This window comes from Exiguobacterium sp. s46, assembly GCF_018618875.1.
In the GTDB taxonomy this organism is placed as follows: Bacteria; Bacillota; Bacilli; order Exiguobacteriales; family Exiguobacteriaceae; genus Exiguobacterium_A; species Exiguobacterium_A abrahamii.
Window position 1 is genome coordinate 406,991 of sequence record NZ_JACSMY010000001.1, and the last position, 24,144, is coordinate 431,134.

General features: G+C 48.6%; 25 protein-coding genes. 15 read left to right on the top strand and 10 right to left on the bottom strand.

The features are described 5' to 3' along the window. Window positions 1-17: 17 nt before the first annotated feature. Window positions 18-1,286: an MFS transporter gene (locus KNQ08_RS02070; protein ID WP_214724548.1), complete on the bottom strand. Its 1,269-nt coding sequence runs from the start codon at window positions 1,284-1,286 to the stop codon at window positions 18-20. A gap of 120 nt (window positions 1,287-1,406) precedes the next feature. Here KNQ08_RS02070 and KNQ08_RS02075 point away from each other — a divergent pair, with 120 nt between their 5' ends. Further along, window positions 1,407-2,597: a helix-turn-helix domain-containing protein gene (locus tag KNQ08_RS02075; RefSeq protein WP_167507531.1), complete on the top strand. Its 1,191-nt coding sequence runs from the start codon at window positions 1,407-1,409 to the stop codon at window positions 2,595-2,597. A 29-nt stretch (window positions 2,598-2,626) separates the two neighbouring features. Here the strand turns inward: KNQ08_RS02075 and KNQ08_RS02080 are convergent, their stop codons facing one another. Together KNQ08_RS02080 and KNQ08_RS02085 are read right to left on the bottom strand one after the other, a co-directional pair. Further along, window positions 2,627-2,806: a hypothetical protein gene (locus tag KNQ08_RS02080; protein ID WP_029341228.1), complete on the bottom strand. Its 180-nt coding sequence runs from the start codon at window positions 2,804-2,806 to the stop codon at window positions 2,627-2,629. Between the two features lie 88 nt (window positions 2,807-2,894). Continuing rightward, the gene (locus KNQ08_RS02085; protein WP_214724550.1) at window positions 2,895-4,328 is read right to left on the bottom strand and encodes an SH3 domain-containing protein; all 1,434 of its coding nucleotides are present in this window, start codon (window positions 4,326-4,328) and stop codon (window positions 2,895-2,897) included. A 194-nt stretch (window positions 4,329-4,522) separates the two neighbouring features. Here KNQ08_RS02085 and KNQ08_RS02090 point away from each other — a divergent pair, with 194 nt between their 5' ends. Together KNQ08_RS02090 and KNQ08_RS02095 are read left to right on the top strand one after the other, a co-directional pair. Then, the gene (locus KNQ08_RS02090; protein WP_149427038.1) at window positions 4,523-6,235 is read left to right on the top strand and encodes an ABC transporter ATP-binding protein; all 1,713 of its coding nucleotides are present in this window, start codon (window positions 4,523-4,525) and stop codon (window positions 6,233-6,235) included. A gap of 124 nt (window positions 6,236-6,359) precedes the next feature. Next, window positions 6,360-7,220 (top strand): DUF4003 family protein, encoded by an 861-nt coding sequence (locus tag KNQ08_RS02095; RefSeq protein WP_064300209.1) that lies wholly within the window; start codon window positions 6,360-6,362, stop codon window positions 7,218-7,220. Window positions 7,221-7,277: 57 nt separating this feature from the next. Here the strand turns inward: KNQ08_RS02095 and KNQ08_RS02100 are convergent, their stop codons facing one another. Then, window positions 7,278-8,525: a lysine N(6)-hydroxylase/L-ornithine N(5)-oxygenase family protein gene (locus tag KNQ08_RS02100; RefSeq protein WP_047391148.1), complete on the bottom strand. Its 1,248-nt coding sequence runs from the start codon at window positions 8,523-8,525 to the stop codon at window positions 7,278-7,280. A gap of 77 nt (window positions 8,526-8,602) precedes the next feature. Continuing rightward, window positions 8,603-9,733, bottom strand: a complete 1,131-nt coding sequence (locus KNQ08_RS02105) for a S1C family serine protease (RefSeq protein WP_023467745.1) — start codon at window positions 9,731-9,733, stop codon at window positions 8,603-8,605. Between the two features lie 207 nt (window positions 9,734-9,940). Between KNQ08_RS02105 and KNQ08_RS02110 the strand changes: the two genes are divergently transcribed. Beyond that, window positions 9,941-10,291 carry a DoxX family protein gene (locus tag KNQ08_RS02110; protein ID WP_029341233.1) on the top strand — a complete coding sequence of 117 codons (351 nt, stop codon included), beginning with the start codon at window positions 9,941-9,943 and terminating at the stop codon, window positions 10,289-10,291. A gap of 38 nt (window positions 10,292-10,329) precedes the next feature. Here KNQ08_RS02110 and KNQ08_RS02115 read toward each other — a convergent pair whose 3' ends face one another. Next, the gene (locus tag KNQ08_RS02115; RefSeq protein ID WP_214804468.1) at window positions 10,330-11,094 is read right to left on the bottom strand and encodes an SGNH/GDSL hydrolase family protein; all 765 of its coding nucleotides are present in this window, start codon (window positions 11,092-11,094) and stop codon (window positions 10,330-10,332) included. 126 nt (window positions 11,095-11,220) lie between these two features. On the opposite strand from KNQ08_RS02115, the gene KNQ08_RS02120 reads away from it, so the two are divergent. Further along, complete coding sequence (locus KNQ08_RS02120; protein ID WP_029341234.1) at window positions 11,221-12,141, top strand: ABC transporter ATP-binding protein; 921 nt, start codon at window positions 11,221-11,223, stop codon at window positions 12,139-12,141. Further along, window positions 12,134-13,132 carry an ABC transporter permease gene (locus KNQ08_RS02125; RefSeq protein WP_214804470.1) on the top strand — a complete coding sequence of 333 codons (999 nt, stop codon included), beginning with the start codon at window positions 12,134-12,136 and terminating at the stop codon, window positions 13,130-13,132. The genes KNQ08_RS02120 and KNQ08_RS02125 overlap by 8 nt, the downstream gene beginning before the upstream one ends. Window positions 13,133-13,168: 36 nt before the next feature. On the opposite strand, the gene KNQ08_RS02130 is transcribed toward KNQ08_RS02125, so the two are convergent. Further along, window positions 13,169-13,696 (bottom strand): P-loop NTPase family protein, encoded by a 528-nt coding sequence (locus KNQ08_RS02130; protein WP_029341236.1) that lies wholly within the window; start codon window positions 13,694-13,696, stop codon window positions 13,169-13,171. 506 nt (window positions 13,697-14,202) lie between these two features. On the opposite strand from KNQ08_RS02130, the gene miaA reads away from it, so the two are divergent. After that, a complete protein-coding gene (miaA, locus tag KNQ08_RS02135; protein ID WP_050678349.1) occupies window positions 14,203-15,129 on the top strand; it encodes a tRNA (adenosine(37)-N6)-dimethylallyltransferase MiaA in 927 nt (308 codons plus the stop codon). 48 nt (window positions 15,130-15,177) lie between these two features. Next, complete coding sequence (gene hfq / locus KNQ08_RS02140) at window positions 15,178-15,426, top strand: RNA chaperone Hfq (RefSeq protein ID WP_023467753.1); 249 nt, start codon at window positions 15,178-15,180, stop codon at window positions 15,424-15,426. A 108-nt stretch (window positions 15,427-15,534) separates the two neighbouring features. On the opposite strand, the gene KNQ08_RS02145 is transcribed toward hfq, so the two are convergent. After that, on the bottom strand, window positions 15,535-16,506 hold the full coding sequence (locus KNQ08_RS02145) for a tyrosine-type recombinase/integrase (protein ID WP_214804472.1): 972 nt from the start codon (window positions 16,504-16,506) through the stop codon (window positions 15,535-15,537). A 138-nt stretch (window positions 16,507-16,644) separates the two neighbouring features. Between KNQ08_RS02145 and hflX the strand changes: the two genes are divergently transcribed. The 6 genes from hflX to KNQ08_RS02175 all read left to right on the top strand — a co-directional run bounded on the left by hflX (window position 16,645) and on the right by KNQ08_RS02175 (window position 21,700). Then, on the top strand, window positions 16,645-17,886 hold the full coding sequence (gene hflX, locus KNQ08_RS02150) for a GTPase HflX (protein ID WP_214804474.1): 1,242 nt from the start codon (window positions 16,645-16,647) through the stop codon (window positions 17,884-17,886). A gap of 2 nt (window positions 17,887-17,888) precedes the next feature. Continuing rightward, a complete protein-coding gene (locus tag KNQ08_RS02155) occupies window positions 17,889-19,166 on the top strand; it encodes a methionine gamma-lyase family protein (RefSeq protein ID WP_214804476.1) in 1,278 nt (425 codons plus the stop codon). A gap of 140 nt (window positions 19,167-19,306) precedes the next feature. Continuing rightward, window positions 19,307-19,705, top strand: coding sequence for a MerR family transcriptional regulator (locus tag KNQ08_RS02160; RefSeq protein ID WP_023467758.1), 399 nt, complete (start codon window positions 19,307-19,309; stop codon window positions 19,703-19,705). Between the two features lie 45 nt (window positions 19,706-19,750). After that, a complete protein-coding gene (gene glnA / locus KNQ08_RS02165) occupies window positions 19,751-21,097 on the top strand; it encodes a type I glutamate--ammonia ligase (protein ID WP_023467759.1) in 1,347 nt (448 codons plus the stop codon). A gap of 116 nt (window positions 21,098-21,213) precedes the next feature. Beyond that, window positions 21,214-21,450 carry a (4Fe-4S)-binding protein gene (locus tag KNQ08_RS02170; protein WP_050678346.1) on the top strand — a complete coding sequence of 79 codons (237 nt, stop codon included), beginning with the start codon at window positions 21,214-21,216 and terminating at the stop codon, window positions 21,448-21,450. After that, window positions 21,425-21,700, top strand: a complete 276-nt coding sequence (locus KNQ08_RS02175) for a GNAT family N-acetyltransferase (protein WP_035398130.1) — start codon at window positions 21,425-21,427, stop codon at window positions 21,698-21,700. Before KNQ08_RS02170 ends, KNQ08_RS02175 begins: the two co-directional genes overlap by 26 nt. 313 nt (window positions 21,701-22,013) lie before the next feature. Here the strand turns inward: KNQ08_RS02175 and KNQ08_RS02180 are convergent, their stop codons facing one another. Beyond that, window positions 22,014-22,340 carry an AzlD domain-containing protein gene (locus tag KNQ08_RS02180; RefSeq protein ID WP_050678345.1) on the bottom strand — a complete coding sequence of 109 codons (327 nt, stop codon included), beginning with the start codon at window positions 22,338-22,340 and terminating at the stop codon, window positions 22,014-22,016. After that, entirely contained in the window at window positions 22,319-23,020 is a 702-nt protein-coding gene (locus KNQ08_RS02185; RefSeq protein ID WP_214804478.1) for an AzlC family ABC transporter permease, read from the bottom strand. The genes KNQ08_RS02180 and KNQ08_RS02185 overlap by 22 nt, the downstream gene beginning before the upstream one ends. Window positions 23,021-23,174: 154 nt before the next feature. Here KNQ08_RS02185 and dhaK point away from each other — a divergent pair, with 154 nt between their 5' ends. Then, on the top strand, window positions 23,175-24,143 hold the full coding sequence (gene dhaK, locus KNQ08_RS02190; RefSeq protein ID WP_023467763.1) for a dihydroxyacetone kinase subunit DhaK: 969 nt from the start codon (window positions 23,175-23,177) through the stop codon (window positions 24,141-24,143). Window position 24,144 lies beyond the last annotated feature (1 nt).

The window sequence follows — 24,144 nt, forward strand, 5'->3', positions numbered from 1 at the left end:
GATACGCACGTCCTTTCTCACGAAGTGAGGGAGGACGTGTTTTTTGCTTCTGCTACAGGAATGCTCTCGGATAAGATGTCTTTACGAAGTCGGAGGAATCCGAATGATGCTGCACCGAATAAGCCGACTGTACCGACTCCAAGTAGCACGATGATAGATACATGATCACTGAGTAAACCAAACAATAGGGTACCGATCGGCATCATCGCCATTGCAATCGATTCCAGCACACCGATGACACGTCCGAGGTAAGCCGGATCGGTCTGTTTTTGAACGATGAGCTGTAGTGGAATGTTCATCCGTAAGACGAGCATGCCGTCGATGAATAATAGAATCATGAAAAAAGGTAGTAGTAGAGCAGATGGAACATAGCCGAGTAGAGCAAGTGCAGGAAGCGCATAACAAGAGGCGATTAAAAAGAGCGACTCGAATATCGTGCGTAACGAACGTTTCACCGTAAAGCGAGGTAAAGCAAGAAGCAACGAAGCGACAAGAAGACCGGCACCTAGTGCGGACTCGACCATTCCAAACCGAAATGGTGTGAATTGCAGTCGATCGAGCAAGATGATCGGTAACAAGATTTCGAAAGCGACAAAAAAGAAGTTCAGGACGATCGCCATCAGGACGAGTGTCGTCAATACTGGTTGACGGAACAGATAGCGGTAGCCCTCTTTAAACTCCGAGACGAAAGACGGAGTATCGGTAGTAGCTAGAGGAGAGGTATCCACTGCAAGAAAGCGGAGGCGGCTATTCCACCAGGCAGCAGAGGCAAACAAGAGAAACGGTAAGATCAAGAATTGCGTGATGGAGACAGTGGCGATGAGCAATCCCGCAACGAGTGGAGCAGTGATCGTTGAGGTCGATTGAATCGTCGAGAAGAGTGCGTTCCCGCGTTGTAACTCCTCTTCTTCTACGAGTCGCGGTAACGAGCTTGATAAGGTAACGGACAGGAACGTCGACAGGCTCGTCAAGAGGACACTAGCAACGATGTAATGAACGGTATGTAGAGGGGCTAGTAGCGAATAGAACAAAAGTCCAAACAAGACGAGTGCACTTAAGCTTTCGGTCATGACGATGATTCGTTTCCGGTTCCAACGATCAGCGAGGACACCAGCAACCGGTGAGAGCAAAATCCGTGGCACTGATCCTGCAAGCAGGACGAGCGCAAACTGAAAACCAGACGATGTTTCCCGTAAGACGGTTAATCCGGCGACGAACGTAAAGAGACTAGCTGCGAATAATGAACAAAACTTTCCGAATAAGACACGCTTTAAATTAAATGACATCCTGTTCACTCCTTCAGAGTTAAATTTTATTGAACTTTAGTGTAGAATAAAGGAGTGGAAGAAAAATGTAAAGATAAAGTTCAATATAATTTAACTTTTATGATAAAAGGAGTGACTAGTGTGTTAGGGGAACGTATCAAACAGATCCGAAAACAGAAAAAAATGACGCAAACGGATGTTGCGACCGGCATCATCACGAAGTCAATGCTCAGTATGGTCGAGAATGGGAAAGCGACACCGTCTGTACCCGCACTACAGGCGATTGCTAGGCGATTACAGGTGACGGTCGAAGAATTGATGCTTGATCCGCGGGATGTTCAGATGCGGGAACTCATCGAAACAATCCGTTCGCGGCATACCCCATATTTTTCAGACGAAAAAATTCAGGAACTGCTAAAACCTTACTTGGTTCCGGAAACGACTTCTTATTGGCAAGGGCAGGTCTACCATAAATACGGCGATGCCCTCCGAACGAAGAATCCGGAGCTTGGTTTGACGTATTACGACCAAGCGGAGCAGATTTTTCGACAGCTCGGTCGTCAAGATGAGCAGTTGCTCGTTCAGATCTCGAAAGTCTATTTTTTATTCAATCTCAAACGGACAAAGGAAGCATACGAGCTGATCGAAGCAATGGATGTACCACGCGAGATTCCACTTGCACCGAAAACCTATTTAAATTTCCAAATCTTGCGTGCACTTCGAGCAAGTTTGTTCGATGATCACTACACAGAAGCGATCGCCTTATTGCGTGAAGGGGTTCAGTATATGCGGGAGCAAGATGTCTATTATCATGTCATTTCGTTTCAACGTTTTCTCGGACTGTTTTTATATCTAGAAGGGGAAATCGAACAATCACAGCAAGAGTTTGATCGATTGGAGCAGTTTTTTGCATTTAGTGAAACGACTGCCGTTGGACGGATTGAAGTCGATTTGACGAAAGGACTCATCGCGATTTTTGAAAACGATACGACCGGCATGCAGATGGCGTGGGAAAAACTCGTTACTGTGGCGATCGACGACGCGAAACATTACATCGGACAACTCGAAGTCCATCTCCTTGTGAACGGCATCGAATTACCGAATCAGACGCTTCAGCAGAGCGTCGATAAGATATGGGAGATGCAAGATGACTGGCTTGCGGCGAGTGGGTTCGACCAAGCGATGATGTTGCGGACGCTCGTACTGGCGATGCAACAAGGTGTCGGTCAGGAACGGCTGAATGATGTCTTACGATTGAAGGATGATCTTCAAAGTGAACGCCTCAAAGGCGATCTTGAGCGAGAGATACAAACATTGGTTAATATTCAATGACGAAAAAACAGGCATGAAGCGAGTGCGCTTCATGCCTGTTCGTGTGAGGATGTCGTTCTTCTGAAGATCAATAAGACGCATGCGACGACGGAAACAATCAAGTGACCGACATAGACGTCTCCCGTCTGGATATAATGCAAGATCATCGAGCCACCAAAAATCAATAAGGCAAGAAAGAGGAGCCGAACATAAAGTGTTTTATAAGACATGCAGACACATCCTTTCCATATCCAGTATATCCCAAAGTAAAGTGAGAAGACAAAAAACATCCATCCTAAGGGATGGATGAGGAAATGTTTAAAGTGATTTAAACCCTAACAGTTTTTGTGTCCAGTAACGTTCCGATACACGGCTGATGCCGAGTGCCGGTGTATTGGCATGAATGAACTGATCGTTGTTCAGCATGATTCCGATATGCGTCGGACCAGCAGCATATGTGTTTTCGAAGAAGATGATATCGCCGCGCTTCGGTTGACGTAATTTTGATAACTTCGCTCCGAGGTACCGATCATCGTTCCAGTAGCCGTTGACGTTCGTTCGTCCGACTGCATAGCCAGCGGCATTCAACGTATAGTTAATGAATCCAGAGCAGTCGAATCCACCATTAACGGGGTTGCTTGATCCCCAGACGTATGGTGTACCGAGATATTGTTGACCAATCGAGATGGCACGTTCCATCAATGTCGAACCAGGAACGGTCGTCACAGGAGGTGTCGTCGGAGTGACCGGAGGCGTCGTCGTGACGGATCCCGTCGTGATGTAACTCTTCGCGACATAGTAGAGACCCGTTCCGATCTTGATCTGGTACCAGCCGCTATCTTTACCTGTCGTTTCACCTGTGACATTGACTGTCGAACCGTGTCCGACTTGTGTGAAGACTTTAGACGACGTCGAAGGCAATGTGCGGACGTTCAGCCCGGTTGGTGCATTGACGCGATACGTCTTCGAGGCATCAACTGGCGTCAAAGAGACTCCGGGAGTCGTCGGTGTTGTTGGTGGTGATGCTTTTGTTGAAGCTTTGACATAGGTCGAAGCGACATATGCTTCTTTTCCGTCAAGCTTGACTTGGTACCACGAATCAACGGCACCTGTGACATCGAGCACCGTCTGATGCGGTAATGTCTTGTAGATTTTTGCGTTCGTCGCTGCAGCAGTCCGTGCGTTCAAGCCTTCCTTCGCATTGACCGTGTAGACTTTCGATCGATCAACCGCTTTAACGACTTTTTTGACGGGAGTCGTCGCTGGTGGCTTGGAGTCTGTCGTGACGTTCGACGTCTTTTTGCTGACTAACGTCGCATGGACGTAAGCCGTTTGCTTTTTATACGTGATTTGGTACCAATCTCCTGTTTTTTTCTTAACAGATAAGATTGTGTTCTTTGCCAGTTTTCCGAGTGATTTCGAACTCGTCGTTGCTTTTTGGCGAATGTTGACGGCATCGGTGTTCGTTATGTAGGTCGTAGTTGTTGGAGCCTTTTCCGTCGTCGTTTTGACATATGCTGAAGTGATGAAGGCTGGTTTGGACTGATAGCGGATTTCATACCAGCTGTTGACTTTCTTGACAGCTGTCAGCTTCGTACCTTTTTTTAGCGTCGTGATGACCTTCGCGGAAGTCGAGGCAGCCGTGCGAATGTTGACGTTATCCGTCAAAGTCAGTGTCGTTGACGCGGCTGAAACCGGAACCGTGGTACCGATCAAAGCGAGCGTCGTGAGTGCGAGAACAGTCTTTTTCACGTGACATAGCTCCTTCCAATAGATAGGTGAAAATCGTTGTTACCATTTTGTCATAAAAAGTGCTGATTCCCCTGATTTAAAAATATAATTTTTGTCTGGAAAACTGTAATACCGTTTTTCAAAAAACGAATAGGTAGAATGAGTATTTTCAAAAAAGTTCAAGTACACTAGGAGTATTAGGAAGGAGGCTACACATGTTACGCCGTTTTTATCAGTATTATATCCCGCACAAACGATTATTCTGGCTCGATTTCATATCTGCCTTATTCGTCGGGGTTTTAGAACTTGCTTTTCCACTCGCTGTCCAATGGTTCATCGACTCATTGTTGCCAAACGGTGAGATGAACTGGATCATCCTCGTCAGCGTCGGACTATTAGCACTCTACATCATCAGCACGTTGATGCAGTTCGTCGTCAACTATTTTGGACATAAGCTCGGGATCAATATCGAGACCGATATGCGTCGTCAACTGTTCAGCCATGTGCAGAAACAGTCGTTCCGCTTCTTCGATAATACGAAGACGGGTCATATCATGAGTCGGATCACGAATGATTTGTTTGATATCGGGGAACTTGCCCATCACGGTCCGGAAGATGCCTTCATTGCCGTCATGACATTGCTTGGTGCATTCTCGATCATGTTGACAATCAACGTACCACTCGCGCTCGTGACAATCATCGCCGTACCATTCCTGATCTGGCTGATCAGTTATGCGAACGTCCGGATGAATAAATCATGGGACCGGATGTATGGCAACATCGCGGAAGTCAATTCACGCGTCGAGGACAGTGTCTCTGGTGTCCGTGTCGTTCAGTCATTCACAAACGAAGCTTACGAAATCGAGCGTTTTGAAAAAGACAACGCGACGTTCAGGCAGTCGAAGATCAATGCCTACAAGGTCATGAGTAAGAGTCTATCCGGCATCTACTTGACGACCCGTGTGATGACGCTTGCCGTCTTAGTCGTCGGTGCCTACTTGACGTATCGCGAAGCTTTAACGGCAGGGGAACTCGTCGGATTCATTCTTTATATGAACATCCTGCTGAAGCCAATCGACAAAATCACCGCATTACTTGAGATGTATCCAAAAGGGATGGCTGGCTTCAAACGCTTCCTCTCGATGATTGATGAGGATGCATCGATTCCGGATGCGCCAGACGCACTCGTCGTTGATCGGTTGAACGGTGGCATTACATTCAAGGATGTGGCGTTCGGTTATGAAGCCGATCGTCTCATTCTAGAGAATATCAATCTGACGGTCGAACCGGGTCAGACAGTCGCGTTCGTCGGAACATCAGGGGCAGGGAAGACGACGATCTGTTCGTTGATTCCACGTTTTTACGATGTTCTAGATGGCGCAATCACGATTGACGGAATCGATATCCGGCAGATGACGAAGGAGTCTCTGCGACAACAAATCGGGATCGTCCAGCAGGATGTCTTCTTGTTCTCAGGGACGATCGCTGAAAATATCGCCTACGGTGACCTGAATGCGACGCACGAAGACATCGTGCAAGCGGCGGAACGTGCCCATCTCGGTCCGATGATCGCGGATCTTCCGGATGGGTATGCGACACAAATCGGCGAACGGGGACTCAAGTTATCGGGTGGGCAAAAGCAACGACTTGCCATTGCACGGATGTTCCTTAAGAACCCGCCGATTTTGATTCTCGATGAAGCGACGTCTGCGCTCGACACGGAAACGGAAGCACTGATCCAAGAATCGCTCGCCGAGTTGTCCGAGAACCGGACGACGCTCGTCATTGCCCATCGTTTAGCGACGATCCGGAATGCGGATAAGATTTTCGTCGTCACGAAGGACGGCATCGTCGAAGAAGGCTCGCATGATGAACTCATGAATCAAGGTGGTTATTTCTCCCGGTTGTTAGAGAGACAACGAGTTTGAATCGAATTGAAAGAATGAGAGGCGACGGACATGTTCTGTCGCCTTTTTTTGTTCGTCTAAAAATAAGGTTGTACAAGACAATTTTAGGGAAAACGATTTATAGAAAAGAAGGCGAGGTGGAAGGATGTACGGTCAATTCTGTGAGAACTATGATGAGAGTTATCCCGTCTTGCGGGAGGAATCGTCACATGATTTCCATCGTTTTTTTGCACTGTCCTACACGATTCATGATACCGTTTTTGAACAAACTGTCTACGAACGGCTGATGCGGACGATCAAACATAAGACGTCGCGTTTTTCAGCACTTCGGAGCCGCTATACACCGTTGCTCGTTGCCCATGTTCAATTAAATAGCACAGATCCCGATGTTCTCATCGAAGAAATCATCGTTGCGGAAAAGAAGATTAAACATCGCTTGATTCGTGATAAAGGAGTTCGCCCATTTTTTGCACTCAACGAAGTGCTGAACCGTCGACAAGGAATTGATGCGTTCCCTTATATGGAACGATTACATGCGACACGACCTCATTTGAATGCCGCGAAACAGTACGTCGTGACATCGACCTTGCTTGAACAGCAGCCATTACCAGAGGAATTTTTAGAGCGTGTCGATACATCGGAAGAATGGCTCGCGCAATATATGGAACGGACGAGTGAACGTGTCATTACGGCGCAAATCTTAGCGGCGCATCCAGATCCTTCAGCGCAACAGGAACGAATCATTGCGTGGCGGGAACTGTTAGAGCGAAGAGAAATCATCATCTGGGATCGTTTAATGCCGATTCTTGCGTTACTGCCTACAATGGAACGTGTCGACTGGATTTACGTGACCCGGATCGTCGACCGGGAGCGGGCACGGAATCGATTTTCAGACGAGGTCAACTGGTTGATTGCCTTTCATTTGTTGCTCGCTAAAACAGGTGTGACACGAGTTCAAGCCACGTTGCTATTGCTGGCTGCACTAGAGTTGACGAAAAAACCGTAAAACGAAAAACGAACGAGGAGTGGCGCGCGCCATTCCTCGTTCGTTTGGTTTAGTGACTCAATCGAACGTCGTAAACGTCGCATGTCGTTCGACCGGATACAGTTCCGTACCGGCGACAGCGTTCAAGATCAACTGGTTCCGCGAGACGGACATCCCGAGATTATCCGCAGCCGGACCGTGTGACAGCTCTAAATTAGCAGTTGCGTAAAGATGATGGGCTGTCTCGACCGAACGCACGATTTGGTAGTCGGCATCGACTTTCCAGGCATTCGGTGCTTCGAATACAATATCAAGTCGGTCGATGAAGCTCGGAAGGGATGGCGAAAAACCAGTTGCTGCAATGACGGCATCTGTTACAGACGAGCGCTCGTCCTCAAGTTCTTGATGTTGCATCGCAATCGTGAACCGCTCATCATAGGTGATTTCTTTTACTTCGAGATTCGCGCGGATCGCGACCTGTCGTTGTTCCTCTTCCGTCAAATCATAGAGATGGGCATAGATTGATTGAAGTGTCTCCGGACTGATACCGTTCTGAGAGCGGGCAAACTTCTTGACCGACTCTTGTCGTACTTCGAGTGGAAGTTGGTTGAAATACGTGACGTAGCTCGGTGAAAAAATTTCTTCTCCGAGTTTGCCGGTCTCAAGTGTCTCAAAAAGTGTCGAACGCGCGATCCACTCGAGTTCAGGACGCTCTGGAGCAGGCGTCGTCAAGAGATCAAGGAAAATCTCGGCGGCACTTTGACCGGAGCCGACGATGCTGATTTTGTTGCGCTGAAGTAAATCTGCCTTGTTCATGACATATTGCGTATTGTGGATGACGCGTTCGTCAAACGTATCTGGGATGGCGGGTTTTGAACCAGTGCCGATGACGACGTTTCGTGCTTCGAACGTTTCGCGTTTACCGGTCGAGACATCTTCGACGAGGACTTCAAAACTATCACCGGTGTCTTGCACGTCGATGACACGTGTCGAAAAGCGGAGATCTTCAAGTTGTGTTGCGACCCAACGTAAGTAATCGTTGTAACCTTGTCTTGAAATCAGAAGTTTTTCATAGAAGTAAAACGTGTGGAGACGGTGAATCGATCGTAAGTAATTGAGATAGGAAAACGAACTTGTCGGATCGGCGAGTGTGACGAGATCGGAGATGAAGCTCGTCTGCATCATCGAGTCCTGGATCATCATGCCGGGATGCCATGAAAATTGTTCGCTTTCGTCAAAAAATAACGTCTTTAAATCTGTCGGATGCGCAAGTGCGCTCAATCCTAAATTCATCGGACCAATGCCAATGCCGATTAAGTCATACATAGAAAAAGCCTCCCAATTCGATATTGTTCTAAAACAATACCCGAAAAGGAAGGCGGACGAAACGTCAGGCTGAAGCTTTACAGCTGGTCGGTCGTCGTTGTTTTGGTTTCGACCGTCATCGTTTTCCCATCACGGATGATCGTCAAGGAGAGCGGTCCATCTGATTTGATCAGTGCCGTTTTGATGTCAACGAATGCTTTGATTTCGGAGTCATTGATTTTCGTGATGACATCACCTGTTTTCAGTTTAGCCGCAGCAGCTGGACTGTTCGGTTCGACTGACATGACGACGACACCTGTTTTTTGACTGTCTGGTAGTTTGACTTGATCTTTAAGATAACCGGCAGGGAACGCCGCGACGTCTTGTAAGGACACACCGAGCGTCGGATGCTCGACTTTACCGTTTGTTTCAAGCTGTTTGAGGATTGGTAATGCATCATCGATCGGGATACTGAAGCCGACACCTTCGACACCAGACTCAGCGATTTTCATCGAGTTGATTCCGACGAGTTGTCCTTGTTCATTGATCAAGGCACCACCCGAGTTCCCTGGGTTGATGGCAGCGTCCGTTTGAATGACTGTCGTATTGAAATCGTCTTGTCCATCACTGTTCGTATCGACCGGTACGGTCCGGTCTTTCGAACTGACGATTCCGCGTGTGACGGAGTTTTGGAACTCACCGAGCGGGTTACCGATTGCAAGGACCGTTTGTCCGGCTTTTAAGTCCGCTGATTTCCCAAGTGTGATGACGCCCGGAACATCGCTTGCGTCAACTTCAAGCACTGCTAAGTCATAGGTTTCGTCGCTACCAAGCAGTTTAGCCGAGAGCGTCTTGCCGTCATTCAACGTTACATCGAGTTTTGATGCCCCGTCGACGACGTGATGGTTCGTAATGATGTATGCTTTGCCGTCCTCTTTCTTATAGATGACACCGGACCCTGAACCAGCCGCTGCTTCTTGTTGCGACATCGAGTTGCCCGCTTGATAGTTCGTTACGGTCACGACAGATTTTTGAGCCGTGGCGACTGCGTTCGTCACCGGATCATTCGTCGTCGTTGAGACTTGTTTTGGCATACCATTTGAAAGTGGGGTATCAGCGACCTGTTGTTCTTGATCGAGTAGGATCGGAAAGGCAACCGTAGCCGTCAAGACCGCGCCGATGATGCCTCCAGTCAATCCAGGTAAAAGTGCTTTCGTTTTTCCAGCCATAAGTCATCATTCCTCTCTGTATGATTTCTGATTTCATCATAGCAAATGAAACAACCTCTTCACTGATTACGGGAGACATTCCGAAATGACTCATCATTCCCCATAATTCGACGACAATTTCTAAAAGTTGAGATAATCAGGTCAGTTCGATACACTGAAGCTGTCTCGAACATATATTTCATTAACAGAAAGAGAGTGTGGAACATAATGCTATTGCGTCTAGTCTATGGAGCAGGATTGTTGTTTGCGGGAGTTGGTCATTTCCGCAATGAAAAAGGGTTCGTCAGCATCATGCCGTCGTTCATTCCGTTCAAGCGCTTCTTCGTCCAAGTGACAGGGGTCATCGAAATCGCTTACGGTGTCATGTTGTTGACAGGAAAAGGGGTGCACCTCGTTCGTAAGACTCTTCCTGCCTTCTTATATGCTGTCTTACCCGCAAACGTCAACATGGCAGTCAATCCAAAGCCGATTAATGGGAAACGTCTTCCGTCTTGGTTGCTTTGGACACGGTTGCCGCTCCAATGGGGGCTCGTCTCTCTTGCGAAACGTCTGAAATGAATCGGAACAAAAAGCCGCCTAAATGGCGGCTTTTATTGTTAGAAACGTTTGTTGACAGCAAGTAAGGAAGCTTTTGCAATCTCTTCGTAGGTAGAATCGTTCGGGTGGAATTGGTCACTCGATAAATCACGTTTGACGTCACGCACGAGATTGAATGTGTCGATGATCTCGACATCGTACTCGATACCGAGCGTCCGTGATTTTGCGTTCCAATCTTGTACGATGGCATCGAATGCTTCACCGTTTTCCGTTGCACGGAAAGGATTATAGAGCCCGACGTAGAAAATGACAGCATCCGGATTTTGTTCTCGTAGGATACTGAACGTCTTTTTCAAGTTCGCTTGTGCCGTCGTGACGGTTTCGGCTGTCTTCTTCGCATTGAAGTTCGCGACGCCTTCACCACGGTTGAATAAGTCATTTCCGCCAATCGTCACCGAGATGACTTTTGCTTGTTCTATTGAGCGTAAGACTTCTTTTTGTTCTAGTTGTTTCAGTAAATCTTCCGTCCGAGCACCACTGACGGCAAGATTCTGGAAGCGCTCGACAGTGTTATCTTTGACAAGATCGCGTCCGACGATCGCGGCGTAACTATTGCCGTTTGATGCTCCGACACCACGTGTCAAGGAATCACCAAGCGCGACGTACGTCCCGCCTTTTTTGACAGGCTCTTCCTTCGTAGGTGTCAGGACGGCACGTTTTGGTGGGTTGACGACGTCACTATAGGCACTGACGAAGCCGTATCCAAAGATTGCCGTCAAAACGAGTGAGACGGTTAAAAACAGGGGCCAGCGTAATCGCTTCATGAACGTTCCTCCTTCTAGGTTCTAACCTGATTGTAGCAAAAGTTGAAAGAATGTGCGGAAATGAAGTGTTCTGACAAGTCAAATGATTCATTATTCCGCTAGAATAGACAATAAGAGGTGAGAGACGTGAAACCAACAGTGAAATTAGAAGGTGTAACAAAGGTGATCGGAAAAAAGACGATCATTGATAATATCTCGTTTGAGATCCAACCAGGTGAAGTCTTTGGCTTCCTTGGACCGAACGGGGCAGGAAAAACGACGACGATCCGGATGCTTGTCGGCTTGATCAAACCGACGTCCGGTAAAATCACGGTCTGTGACTTCGACGTCCGCAAACAGTTCGTCCAAGCGATGGAGCGGATTGGCTCGATCGTTGAAAATCCAGAGTTGTATAAGTATTTGACGGGTCGCGAAAATCTACAAGTCTTTGCCCGGATGTTACCGAATGTCGATGATGCCCGGATTCAGGAAGTCATCGATCTCGTCGATTTGACGGCGCGTGTTGATGATCAAGTCCGGACATACTCGCTCGGGATGCGGCAGCGTCTCGGAATCGCACAAGCATTACTCGGACGACCAAGCGTCTTGATTCTCGACGAACCGACGAATGGTCTCGATCCGATGGGGATTCGGGATTTACGTCAATTCATCCGCCGGCTCGTCGAGGAAACGGGACTGTCGGTCCTCGTCTCGAGTCATATCTTGGCTGAGATCGAAATGCTTGCCGATCGAGTTGCGATCATGAGTTATGGCAAAATCGTTCAAGTCGGAACGGTCAAGGAACTGGTCGAGTCGCTCGCACCAGGCGTTGACTGGCGTGTCGATGATGCCTTTAAAGCAAATGAGATTTTATCAGCATCGGATCAAGTCCAAGTGTCCGAAGTCGTCGATGCCAATACGGTTCATACTTTAATGGATGCAAGCAAGACACCAGCGCTCAATAAGCAGCTGCTCGAAGCAGGTGTCGAAGTTTGGACGATTGAACGGAAAGTCCAAACGCTCGAAGATCTGTTTATCACGTTAACGGGAGGCGATCACATTGCGTAATCCGAACATGATCGGTCTCGTACGAAATGAAGTGACGAAAATTGCTTCAAAACGTCGTTTTGCTGTCGTTGCGATCATTCTCGTCGTCCTCGTCTCGATGTTTACGTACGCACAGTACCGAGACATCCAGGAACAAATCAAAAAGCAGGGAACGCTCGATTGGCGGGTTGAGTTACAACAAGACATCGTCGACACGCAGAACCGTCTTGCTTCTAGCAGTATTCAAGATGAGTTCCGTCAGTTCCTTGAGTTTGACCTAAAACAGAATCAATACTATCTCGATAATGACATCAACCCGAACTATCCGGGAGCCCCGACGTTCATCCGAATCTTCTTCTCGCAAGGATTGACGCTGATCTTACCGCTGTTCATCATTGTCATCATGGCGGATATCGTCAGTGGGGAGCAAAATGACGGAACGATCAAGACGCTACTGTCGCGACCAGTCCGGCGCTGGAAGATCCTGATGGCGAAATGGTTGACGGTGTTGCTCTATACGTCGATGCTGATGGCATTGACCGTCGCCGTCTGTTACGCGATATCCGGGATCGTCCTCGGCTATGACGGCTGGACCGCACCGATCTTGACCGGTTTCCAAGCTTCACCGAGCGGTACGTTCTCGACCGAGTTCGTGCATACGTTACCGATGTGGGAGTACCTCTTGATGGCAGTCGGTCTAGCGTGGATCGTTACAGCTGTCGTTGGAACGATTGCCTTGATGGTCTCTGTTCTCGTCAAAAACACAGCGACAGGGATCGGGATCATGATGGCAGTCTTGATTTCCGGTACGTTACTGACGACACTCGGTTCAAGTTGGACGAGCTCGAAATATCTCGTCAACGTCAACTTCGGACTGATCAATTATCTCGATGGACAAGCACCACCGATCGAAGGGATGACGCTTCCGTTCTCCCTTGCCGTCCTCGGTTGCTGGACGGTCGTGGCACTAGTCGTTGCGTTCTGGAACTTTACACAAAAAGATATGTATTAAGACGAACGGGTCCACCTATAGAGGGGGACCCGTTTTTCATGGATGAAGCGACAAACGATCGTATGTCTCGATTATTTTTTGATACTGAAGTTGTGTCGATAACGAAGCATCTACTATGAGAATCGGGGAAATTGACCGGTCCATTTGATACTGGTGTTCTGCGAACGTACCGATCATCGATGGGTCCGTCGCCGTGTGATACGTCCGGCACCAGTCAAGGAATTCATTGGAGCCTGTAAAATCTGGGTATCGTGCTGCTTCGCGTGCGATGAGACGTTCCATCCGAACCGATTCGTCGAGCGACAGGAAGACAAGCAAGTCCCGATTGATGAAACCGTCCGGATGCCAGGCGAAGACAGAACCGGAGACGATGTAATCGTTGTAAGACATAAGATCTGCTTCATACATGGAAAATCGCTCGGAGACGTCTCGCTTTTCAGTGAACGTCGTATCTTTCCAAAGATAATGGTCTGTATCAATCCAGGGAATCTGTTCAGCTTGCCCGATGAAGGCGCCCAGTGTACTTTTTCCGGTACCTGATCCACCAATGATTTGAATACGCACGATAATCGGCTCCTTTCGAAATAATGTATCGGCACGCAGAACAGGCCCGGGCATGATGCCGGACCTGTCGCTTGGAAGAACGAATTCTTCCTATGTCGCCTCGTGCAAGCACAAGACATGGAATCGAGAGGCAGTGCCTCTAATAGGAAGCCGATGCAGGTCAGCCTCCGCGCTACGTACCAATCGTACTTTTATCATACTGATTCCAAGAATTGGTGTCAAACCTGCTCGAAAGGGTTTACAAACCGTTCAAACCGTCAAAAGAGAGAATAACGATGACTAGAGGAGGAACGACCATGGCAGATTGGGGCATCATGCTGACAGGCGTCGTCATTTGTGGGTGGTGCATCTTTAGTGCCATCTATGACGATTTCATCCGTCGCGTATAAGACGAGCAAACGTGAACCGTCCAAGGAGGGCGGTTTTTTTGTTGATTTTTTTAATCCGAGTAAGTGGCTGTGGTACACTCGAATCAGAATGAAAAGATAGAGAATGGGTGAAGAAAAATGAAGAAACAACCAGTCATCGTCATCGTCGGACCGACGGCAGTCGGAAAAACGAAGACGGGCATTGAACTAGCCAAACGACTAAACGGAGAAGTCTTATCTGGAGACTCTGTCCAAGTCTATCAAGGGATGGATATCGGATCGGCAAAAGTGACGACCGAAGAGATGGAAGGAGTGCCGCATCATCTGCTTGATCTCGTTACACCGGATGATGAGATGAGTGTAGCGCGTTTCCAGACGGTTGCCCGAGCGACGATCGATGAGATCGCAAGTCGGGGGAAGTTACCGATCATCGTCGGTGGAACAGGGCTTTATATCCGTTCGATTTTATATGATTATCAGTTCACCGAGCAGGCAGAAGATCCAGCCTTAAGGGCTGAACTCGAAGCGTATGCAGCGACACATGGAGCGAATGCGCTACATGATCAGTTGAAGGAACTTGATCCGGTGCGTGCCGAAGCGATTCATCCGAATAACATTCAGCGGGTCGTGCGGGCGATCGAGGTCGCGCGGACGGGTCAGACACAAACGACCGGTAGCAAGCCTGCACTTTACGAGAGTCTGTTGTTCGTCTTACACATGGAAGACCGGGATCGCTTGTATGATCGGATCGATCAGCGGGTGGATTTGATGGTCGAAAGTGGGCTTCTTGAGGAAGTGGCGCGTCTTGATGCTGCCGGGTACCGTCAGACGAAGGCGTTGCAAGCGATTGGTTATAAAGAGATGTTACCTGTCCTTGACGGGGCACCACTCGATCCTGCCGTCGATATGCTGAAACGGAACACGCGACGCTTCGCTAAACGTCAATTGACGTGGTTCCGTCACCAATTTGATGGCGTTTGGGTGGATATGGGAAAGTTTTCATTTGAAGAAACGTTCAAAATTATCTATGATAGAACTGTAGAGTTTCTGAAAGCGGTTAAATAAGAGTTGCCCGAAGACAGAAACAGATAAAAAGAGGGGGCACGGGGAATCATGAAAGCGACATACAACATTCAGGACGTCTTTTTAAATCAATTACGGAAAGATGCAGTCCCGACAACGGTTTTCTTAATCAGCGGGTATCAATTACGGGGGCTGATCAAGTCATTCGATAACTTCACGGTCATCTTGGAGTCCGAAGGCAAACAGCAGTTGATCTACAAGCACGCGATCTCGACGTTCGCACCAGCGCGCAACGTGACGTTATATGAGCAAGAAGAGACACAAGAAGTCTCTCGCTAAGCAAAAAGACGACCGGGGGGTCGTCTTTTTTTTAGGTTTCATTCAGGTGTGGCGCTTCGTAAGTGAAGCGAAAAATGACAGTTGCTTCACTCCATCGTAAACGTGTCGTTACAGTAATGGTGTCAGTTCCTCGACTGCTTCTTCATAACGTCGGAGCGAGACATCCTTATAGAGGCATGTCTTCTGTAGGCGTTCTTCCTTCGTCATCTCGTCCTGATATGTTTTCAGGATAAAACTGTTGCGTAACATCGACGGCGTCAAGATCCGTTTATTATCCGACCGTTCATTCAGCTGACGCATCATCTTCGTGATCATGACGATCGACAATTGCTTCGGTGCATTTTTGCTGTAGACCCAGCGGAATGTCATCCGAGCAAAGTCGAAGGCGACGAAAAAGGGATCGGTACTGTGATAACGGGGGCGGACCGGCTCCGGAATCGTCTTCAGGTAACGCAGCATGATGTCTTGATCTTCCCGCTCGAGGTGAAGCAGGTAACGATTGCCGAGTCGATCATGAACGGTCATCTCTTGCTGGGCGAAATTGAGGTCATGCATCTTCAAACCAATGATGTGATGGACACGTAAGCCGTAGCGATAAAACAATCGAAGGATCAGTTCGTTTCGATCGATTAAAAACGGACGTGCCTTCAATTGATGTTCCGTCAAGCCGCGATCAGATTGATTCGTCCGCACCAATTGCTCGTATTCCTTGAAGGAAGCGACGTGTTTTGCCGTTAATTCGTGCGTTGGTTGTGCGTATTCGATCAGCTTCGCTTTCGTTTGCCGAATCTGGTAATTGACTTGATTGATGACGGTGACGATTCGAGCGACCGTCGCTTGCTGGTAGAGTTTCTCTTCGATCAAGTACTCATTGATGAACGTCTTCCACGTCTCGATTGAAATCGCCTTGAAATCGTCGATCGTCTCGAGTGGTTGGTCGACATCCGTCATATAACGATGGACTTCGATGAGATCATAGCGATAGCGTCGGACGGTCGAAAGTTGCCGTCCACTTGTCGTTAGATAAAACAAATAGCGTTCAATGAACTCTGGAAGCGTATACGACTGTTCGCGTACCATGGTTTTCCTCCCCTTATCGTAATCTTTCTTCCATCATAAACCGAACGGATGTTTCCTGTCCAAAAAAGTTCAGACGAACCGGTGCCTGTGGTATGATAAAGGGCGCAGTACGTCTTTACTCGTGAAAGGAATGATATTATGTCAGAACGCGTCATCGTCGTTGGTTGCCAGCTCCCCGGTGTCCCGGACCATGTCTATGAAGAATCGGTCGCGGAGCTCGAAGCACTCGTAACGACTGCGCATGGTGTCGTCGTCGGTCGTCTGGATCAAAAACGACAAGCGATTGATCGCCGTACGTTCATCGGAAAAGGAAAGGTTGAAGAACTCGTTGCTTTAGCAGACGAACTTGAACCTGATTTAATCATATTCAATGCCGAGGTCACGCCCGGTCAGATGAAGAATATCCGGATCGCCTTGTCGGACCCGGAAGCCATCAAATTGATTGACCGGACGCAGTTGATCCTCGATATCTTCGCTGGCCGAGCCCAGTCACGCGAAGGGAAATTGCAGGTCGAACTGGCACAGATGAGTTATCTCTTACCACGTCTTGCCGGGCAGGGCACACAACTGTCACGTCTTGGTGGCGGAATCGGGACGCGTGGACCAGGTGAATCGAAACTCGAGACGGACCGCCGTCATATCCGGCGTCGGGTCGATGAGATCTCGAAACAACTCGAGACATCCGTCGCGCACCGTGCCCGTTACCGGGAACGCCGCAAAGAGAACCAGACATTCCAAATCGCGCTCGTCGGTTATACGAATGCCGGCAAATCAACGATCTTCAACCGGTTGACAGAAGCCGACACATACGAGAAGGATGAGTTGTTCGCGACGCTCGATCCGTTGACACGTCAAGTCGATTTGCCGGAAGGTGGTCAAATCCTCCTGACGGATACGGTCGGTTTCATTCAAGATCTCCCGACGAAGTTGATCGCGGCGTTCCGTTCGACACTCGAGGAAGTGCTGGAAGCCGACTTGATCCTCCATGTCGTTGATGCGTCGAGTGAGCATTACTTGAATCAGATGCAGACGACGAACGATGTCCTCGATGAACTCGGTGCCGGTGACATTCCGCAACTGGAAGTCTACAACAAGAAGGATCAATTGAACCGCTTGTTCACAGGTGGAAAACTGCTGATTTCTGCGCTTGACCCGCAGGATATCGAGCGCTTGATCGAAGAGATCGAACGTTCGATCAGCGAAATCCTCGAGTATCTCGAGATTCGCATTCCAGTTGACGGATTTGCCCATTACAATCCGGCGAAGGAAGTCATGATGAATTTGAAGGAATCGTTCGAAGAAGATGGTTCCGTCATTCTAAAAGGTTACTTGCGTAAAGATACGCGTCTATACGCGACATTGAAACAATACGAGGTGTAAACATGGTCTCAGAATTAACCCATTACGAAACGCTCCGTCCGCTCATTGACCGGGCGGAGGAACAAATCGCCCCGTACGTCAAGAAAGCGCAAGAGGTCGCGGAATACAATCAATTCCGTGTCCTCGATGCGTTCCGACGTCACAAGGTCAGTGATTTTCACTTCATGCCGTCAACAGGTTACGGCTACAACGATGAAGGACGCGATACGCTCGAACGGATCTATGCCGATGTCTTCGGTGCGGAAGCCGGTCTTTGTCGTCCGCAAATCATTAGCGGAACCCATGCAATCGGTATCGCGTTGTTCGGTTTGTTATTGCCAGGAGACGAATTGCTATATATCACAGGAAAACCATACGACACGCTTGAAGAGATCGTCGGAATTCGTGGTGACGGACGCGGTTCATTAAAGGAACTGGGCGTCCAGTATGATGTCGTCGAGATGAAAAACGCCGAGACGATCGACGTACCGGCCGTTCTCGAACGGATCACACCGCAGACGAAGGTCGTCGGGATTCAGCGTTCAAAAGGGTATGCGACGCGACGCAGTCTGCCGGTCAACGAGATCGGAGAAGCGATTGCCAACATCAAAGCTGTCCATCCGCACGTACTGATCTTCGTCGATAACTGCTACGGTGAATTCGTCGAGACAATCGAACCGACGCACGTCGGGGCAGACTTGATGGCAGGGTCGTTGATTAAGAATCCGGGTGGTGGTCTTGCGAAGACTGGCGGTTATCTCGTCGGTCGAACGGACTTGATCGAACGGGCATCGTTCCGGATGACGACGCCAGGGATTGGCGCCGAAGCCGGTCCATCGTTATCCGCACTTCCGGATATGTATCAAGGTTTCTATATGGCACCACATACGGTGAGCCAAGCGTTGATGGGCGCGATGTTCACGTCGAGCATGCTCGGTCAGTTCGGCTTTGATACGGCACCGCATCATACGGCAGAACGGACGGATTTGATTCAATCGGTTTCGTTCCATGCGCCGGAGCCGATGATTGCCTTCTGTCAAGCGATTCAAGCTGCTTCACCCGTCAATGCACATGCGTTACCGATTCCGGATTATATGCCGGGATATGCGGACGATGTCATCATGGCAGCAGGAACATTCGTACAAGGATCATCGATTGAGTTGTCAGCGGATGGTCCGATCCGTGCGCCCTATACCGCGTACGTCCAAGGTGGTTTGACGTATAGCCACGTCAAGATTGCCATCATCTCAGCCGTCAATCACTTGATGGAAAAACAATTAATTCCAGAAAAAAACGTTTAATACTAGAATATCTCGTGAAAAGACCTCTGAACGACTTCATGTAAAGTGATTAAAAAAGTTGTGTTAACTTTTCTTACATCGCTTGACAAGTTGCCTGACAGAGGTTTATTCTCATGGAGTAAGGAAAAAGGAGGAACCACATGGCAGACTCATCACGCCAGTCCAAGCCACTATTTCCCATCGGAGTCGTTCAAGAGTTGACCGCGTTATCTGCCCGCCAGATCCGATACTACGAAGAACAAGGACTGATCAAACCGGAGCGGACAGAGACGAAGCGTCGCCTCTATTCGTTTAACGATGTCGATCGTCTGTTGTCGATCAAGGAATACCTGGATCAGGGACTGAATATCGCAGGGATCAAATTGATTTTTGAAAACGATCTCGTCAAACGCGAACGCGTTGCGGAGAGCGTCGTCGAGACGCGCCCGGAACTATCTGACGGCGAATTGTATAAACTCCTGAAAAATGAATTGAAGGAAGCAGGACGACATGGAAAGACGTCGCTCATCCAAGGTGAGCTCGGGCGTTTCTTCAAGTAAGGACCTGTAACCATATAAAAACGAATCGGAGAGGGGATTTGTCACATGACACGTCGCAACATTACACGAGAAGACATTTTGAAAATCGCTAAAGCTGAGGATGTACGCTTTATTCGCTTACAGTTCACAGATATCCTCGGAACGATCAAGAACGTTGAGATTCCAGTAAGCCAATTGGAAAAAGCACTTGATAACAAAATGATGTTCGATGGTTCATCGATCGAAGGATTCGTCCGGATCGAAGAATCAGATATGTATCTCTTCCCAGATTTGAACACATGGGTCGTCTTCCCATGGACAGAAGATGGAACAGGGAAAGTTGCACGTTTAATCTGTGACATCCACAATCCGGATGGCACGCCGTTCGCAGGAGACCCACGTGGTCAGCTCAAACGGGTACTTAAAGAGATGGAAGAGCTCGGTTTCTCATCATTCAACGTTGGACCAGAGCCAGAATTCTTCCTCTTCAAGAAAGATGAAAAAGGTCGTCCGACACTTGAATTGAACGACCAAGGTGGATACTTCGACCTCGCACCAGTCGACCTCGGTGAAAACTGCCGTAAAGAGATCGTCATCGAGCTCGAGAACATGGGCTTTGAAATCGAAGCATCACACCACGAAGTCGCTCCAGGTCAGCACGAAATCGACTTCAAATATGCAGATGCGATCACGACAGCGGATAACATCCAAACGTTCAAACTCGTCGTCAAGACGATTGCTGCGAAGCACAACTTGCACGCGACATTCATGCCAAAACCACTCTTCGGTGTCAACGGATCAGGCATGCACGCGAACATGTCGCTTTTCAAAGGCAACGAGAACGTCTTCTTCGATGAAGGCAACGAAGACATGCAATTGTCGGATGATGCACGTGCTTTCACGGCAGGTATCCTCAAACACGCTCGTGCGTTCACAGCGGTTTGTAACCCGACAGTCAACTCATACAAACGTCTTGTTCCTGGCTACGAAGCGCCTTGCTACGTCGCATGGTCAGCACGTAACCGTTCACCACTCGTCCGTGTTCCTGCAGCACGTGGACTCTCGACTCGGATCGAAGTTCGTTCAGTCGACCCAGCAGCGAACCCGTACCTTGCGCTTGCGACATTGCTCGCTTCAGGTCTTGACGGAATCAAGAACAACTTGAAAGCACCGGCTCCAATCGACCGTAACATCTACGTCATGGATAAACCGGAACGCGTTGCGAACGGAATTGATGATCTTCCATCAACACTCAGCCACGCACTCGAAGTCTTGAAAGCGGATGACGTCGTCATGCACGCTCTCGGCGATCACATCGCAGAACACTTCGTTGAATTGAAAGAAATCGAATGGGATATGTTCCGGACGCAAGTCACGGAATGGGAACGCGATCAGTACATGGTCTTGTTCTAATCCAACTCAAGCACTTCTGGACTTCTGTCCGGAAGTGCTTTTTTCATAGCGTCGACAGGGATTGAGTCAAGGATGTGGAAAGATACAAGAGTACAAAGAAAGGGAGACGATACATCATGAAAAAAGGATATGAAGGCAAAGAGATCACGGTCTATTTTGATTCGGAAGTCTGCATTCACTCTGGTCATTGTGTACGAAGTCTACCAACTGTCTTTGATGTCAAGCGGCGTCCTTGGATTGAAGCGGACGGAGCACCAGTCGAAGACGTCATGCGGGTCGTCGACGGTTGTCCGAGCGGCGCCTTATCTTACGAACGGAGGGAAGCAAATGGAGCTGAAACGAGCGGAACGTAAAATCGAAGCCCACCAGGAAGGTGAAGTGATTGGGGAAATCACTTACAGCGACACGAACAACGGCATGTGGATCATTGATCACACATACGTCGATCCTGCGCACCGCAATCAACAGATCGGGGAACAACTCGTTGCCGAGATCGTCAACTGGGCCCGAGAAGCAAACGTCAAACTGTTGCCGTTATGTCCGTTTGCGAAAAAAGAGTTTGAACATCAATCGGATTATCAGGACGTACAAGCAAATACGTGAACACAAAAATCTCCTCTAGTCTCTTAAGACCAGAGGAGATTTTTTCGAGTCATTGTTTATGATCCCTGACCTTCATTTTGCGAGAAACAATCATCGTACCGAAATAGGCGACGACGTACAGCACGACCAGTCCTTGTTTTAGCATATAAGGTAGATCCATTTGACTCGCGATTAGAAAAATGGCGCACAACAATATCAAATAGGGTATAAACTGCTTATTTGGCATATCAGGACCTCCTTCACTATCCATTTATTTCTATTATAAGGATAACACAAGAGATACATCGAAATAGGCTAAAGATGAATAAGTTGCTTACAGATACAATCGTAGAAACGCCATCGTGACGACACCCATCACGACCGTCCAGGATAAACTTTTACTGAAAATCGCGACCGCCATGGTCGGGAGGGCGGCGAAGACATGAAGCGTCGAAACCGTCGGAAACGCCTCATCTTGAGCGATGAGGAGATTCTGAAAAAAGAGGGCACCAAGCAGGCAGACCGGAATGAACGAGAGCCATTCTGTTACGAGGCGCGGTAACGTCAGTCCATGAAGGACGAGAAACGGTAAGACGCGTGGAATCCATGTGACGAGTCCACAAGCTAAAAAAAGAGCAATTAATTCTGGGCGGATTTCCATCGTGTGATCACGACTCCTATACTTGCACCACCGAGCGTCGCGCAAAGAACGGCGACTTCTGGAGAAAAGTAGCGCATGGTTATGTAAAGCAATAGTAAGACAATCAGTAAAAGGCAACTATTCACGGCAATACGGGAACGTTCCCCTTCAAACTGTAAGTACAATAAGCCGATGAACATCGCTGTCAGGGCAAAATCGAGACCGAAGCGCTCAGGATCAGGAAACCAGCTGCCGACAAGGGCGCCGAGAACGGTTGCGACGATCCAGCTGAAGTAAGCAGTCAGATTCAAGCCATGCATGAAGGACGGGGAGAGCTTCCCTTTTTGCGCAGTGTTCATCGCGACAGCGAACGACTCATCCGTTAGTAGCGTTCCGGTACCGAGGCGGTCGCGGAGATGACGTGTCTCAACATGTGGCGCAAGCGTCAGACTCATTAACAAGTGCCTGAGATTGACGATGAACGTCGTCAGAATGATGGCAGAAGCAGGACTATTTAATAGTAAGAGACTCGTGATGATAAACTGAGCGGCGCCGGCATAGATGAAGACGGACATGAATCCGACTTCAAGAGGGGATAAGCCGGAGGCACGACCGACGATCCCAGCTGAGAAGCCGATGCCGATATATCCGAGGACAGTGGGTAGACAGGCACGGACACCTGCTTGAAAGGCTGATGACATTCGATTCCTCCTCTTTTTTAAGAGCATAGCACTCATGCGGAATAACGTCACCAACTGGTCAATATTTTCATCATTTTTTTCGACATATTCGACTTGATTTGGTGGTAAAGACTAAGTGGTACGGCAAAATCAGTTAGGTAAAGGAGCGTTTTTCATGCACAAATTAATGAAAGATTCAAACCGGTTCGTGTCAGACATGGTCGACGGACTCGTACTAGCTCACCCTGATTTGTATAAAAAGGTCGAAGGTGTTAATGTCGTCGCACGGAAAGTGCCGCTTGATGGAAAAGTCGGACTCGTTTCTGGTGGGGGAAGTGGGCATGAACCCGCACATGCTGGATTCGTTGGGGACGGCATGCTTGCTGCGGCTGTTTGTGGGGAAGTCTTCACGTCACCAACACCGGATATGGTGCTCGAAGGCATCAAGGCAGCCCATGGTGGAAAAGGTGTCTTACTCGTCGTCAAGAATTACTCGGGTGATGTCATGAACTTCGATATGGCAAAGGAACTCGCTGAACTCGAGGACATCGAAGTCGACACGGTCGTCGTCAATGATGACATTGCGATCAAAAAGGAAGAGGATCGTCGTGGGGTTGCGGGAACGGTCTTCGTCCATAAGATTGCCGGAGCTGCGGCTGCAGAAGGGAAATCACTGAGTGAAGTCAAAGCAGTCGCGGAAAAAGTCATCCAGGGCGTTCGTTCGATCGGAATGGCACTCTCACCATGTTACATGCCAGAGAGTGGCAAACCAGGCTTTGAGTTGCATGATGACGAGATGGAAATCGGTATCGGGATCCATGGTGAAAAAGGACTTGAACGAAAAGCAGTCGCTTCCGTTGATGCGATCGTCAAAGAGTTGCTCGATCGTTTGACGAAAGAGGTACCAGACAAAAAAGTCGCCGTCATGGTGAATGGGATGGGTGGAACGCCAGAATCCGAACTGTATATCACGTATAAATATGTCGCGGAAGAACTTCAGGCACACGGTTACGAGATTGCCCGTTCGTTCGTTGGAAACTATATGACGTCGCTCGAGATGCACGGATTCTCAATCACGCTCTTACCAGTGGATGATGAACTGCTTGGGTATCTCGATGCAGAAACGAAAGCGATTGGATTCTAAT

Excerpts from the sequence above, each read along its gene's own strand:
- KNQ08_RS02070 (WP_214724548.1), bottom strand. The coding sequence starts at position 1,286 with ATGTCATTTAATTTAAAGCGTGTCTTATTCGGAAAGTTTTGTTCATTA.
- KNQ08_RS02080 (WP_029341228.1), bottom strand. The coding sequence starts at position 2,806 with ATGTCTTATAAAACACTTTATGTTCGGCTCCTCTTTCTTGCCTTATTG.
- KNQ08_RS02090 (WP_149427038.1), top strand. The coding sequence starts at position 4,523 with ATGTTACGCCGTTTTTATCAGTATTATATCCCGCACAAACGATTATTC.
- KNQ08_RS02095 (WP_064300209.1), top strand. The coding sequence starts at position 6,360 with ATGTACGGTCAATTCTGTGAGAACTATGATGAGAGTTATCCCGTCTTG.
- KNQ08_RS02100 (WP_047391148.1), bottom strand. The coding sequence starts at position 8,525 with ATGTATGACTTAATCGGCATTGGCATTGGTCCGATGAATTTAGGATTG.
- KNQ08_RS02105 (WP_023467745.1), bottom strand. The coding sequence starts at position 9,733 with ATGGCTGGAAAAACGAAAGCACTTTTACCTGGATTGACTGGAGGCATC.
- KNQ08_RS02110 (WP_029341233.1), top strand. The coding sequence starts at position 9,941 with ATGCTATTGCGTCTAGTCTATGGAGCAGGATTGTTGTTTGCGGGAGTT.
- KNQ08_RS02115 (WP_214804468.1), bottom strand. The coding sequence starts at position 11,094 with ATGAAGCGATTACGCTGGCCCCTGTTTTTAACCGTCTCACTCGTTTTG.
- miaA (WP_050678349.1), top strand. The coding sequence starts at position 14,203 with ATGAAGAAACAACCAGTCATCGTCATCGTCGGACCGACGGCAGTCGGA.
- hfq (WP_023467753.1), top strand. The coding sequence starts at position 15,178 with ATGAAAGCGACATACAACATTCAGGACGTCTTTTTAAATCAATTACGG.
- KNQ08_RS02145 (WP_214804472.1), bottom strand. The coding sequence starts at position 16,506 with ATGGTACGCGAACAGTCGTATACGCTTCCAGAGTTCATTGAACGCTAT.
- hflX (WP_214804474.1), top strand. The coding sequence starts at position 16,645 with ATGTCAGAACGCGTCATCGTCGTTGGTTGCCAGCTCCCCGGTGTCCCG.
- KNQ08_RS02155 (WP_214804476.1), top strand. The coding sequence starts at position 17,889 with ATGGTCTCAGAATTAACCCATTACGAAACGCTCCGTCCGCTCATTGAC.
- KNQ08_RS02160 (WP_023467758.1), top strand. The coding sequence starts at position 19,307 with ATGGCAGACTCATCACGCCAGTCCAAGCCACTATTTCCCATCGGAGTC.
- glnA (WP_023467759.1), top strand. The coding sequence starts at position 19,751 with ATGACACGTCGCAACATTACACGAGAAGACATTTTGAAAATCGCTAAA.
- KNQ08_RS02170 (WP_050678346.1), top strand. The coding sequence starts at position 21,214 with ATGAAAAAAGGATATGAAGGCAAAGAGATCACGGTCTATTTTGATTCG.
- KNQ08_RS02175 (WP_035398130.1), top strand. The coding sequence starts at position 21,425 with ATGGAGCTGAAACGAGCGGAACGTAAAATCGAAGCCCACCAGGAAGGT.
- KNQ08_RS02180 (WP_050678345.1), bottom strand. The coding sequence starts at position 22,340 with ATGGAAATCCGCCCAGAATTAATTGCTCTTTTTTTAGCTTGTGGACTC.
- KNQ08_RS02185 (WP_214804478.1), bottom strand. The coding sequence starts at position 23,020 with ATGTCATCAGCCTTTCAAGCAGGTGTCCGTGCCTGTCTACCCACTGTC.
- dhaK (WP_023467763.1), top strand. The coding sequence starts at position 23,175 with ATGCACAAATTAATGAAAGATTCAAACCGGTTCGTGTCAGACATGGTC.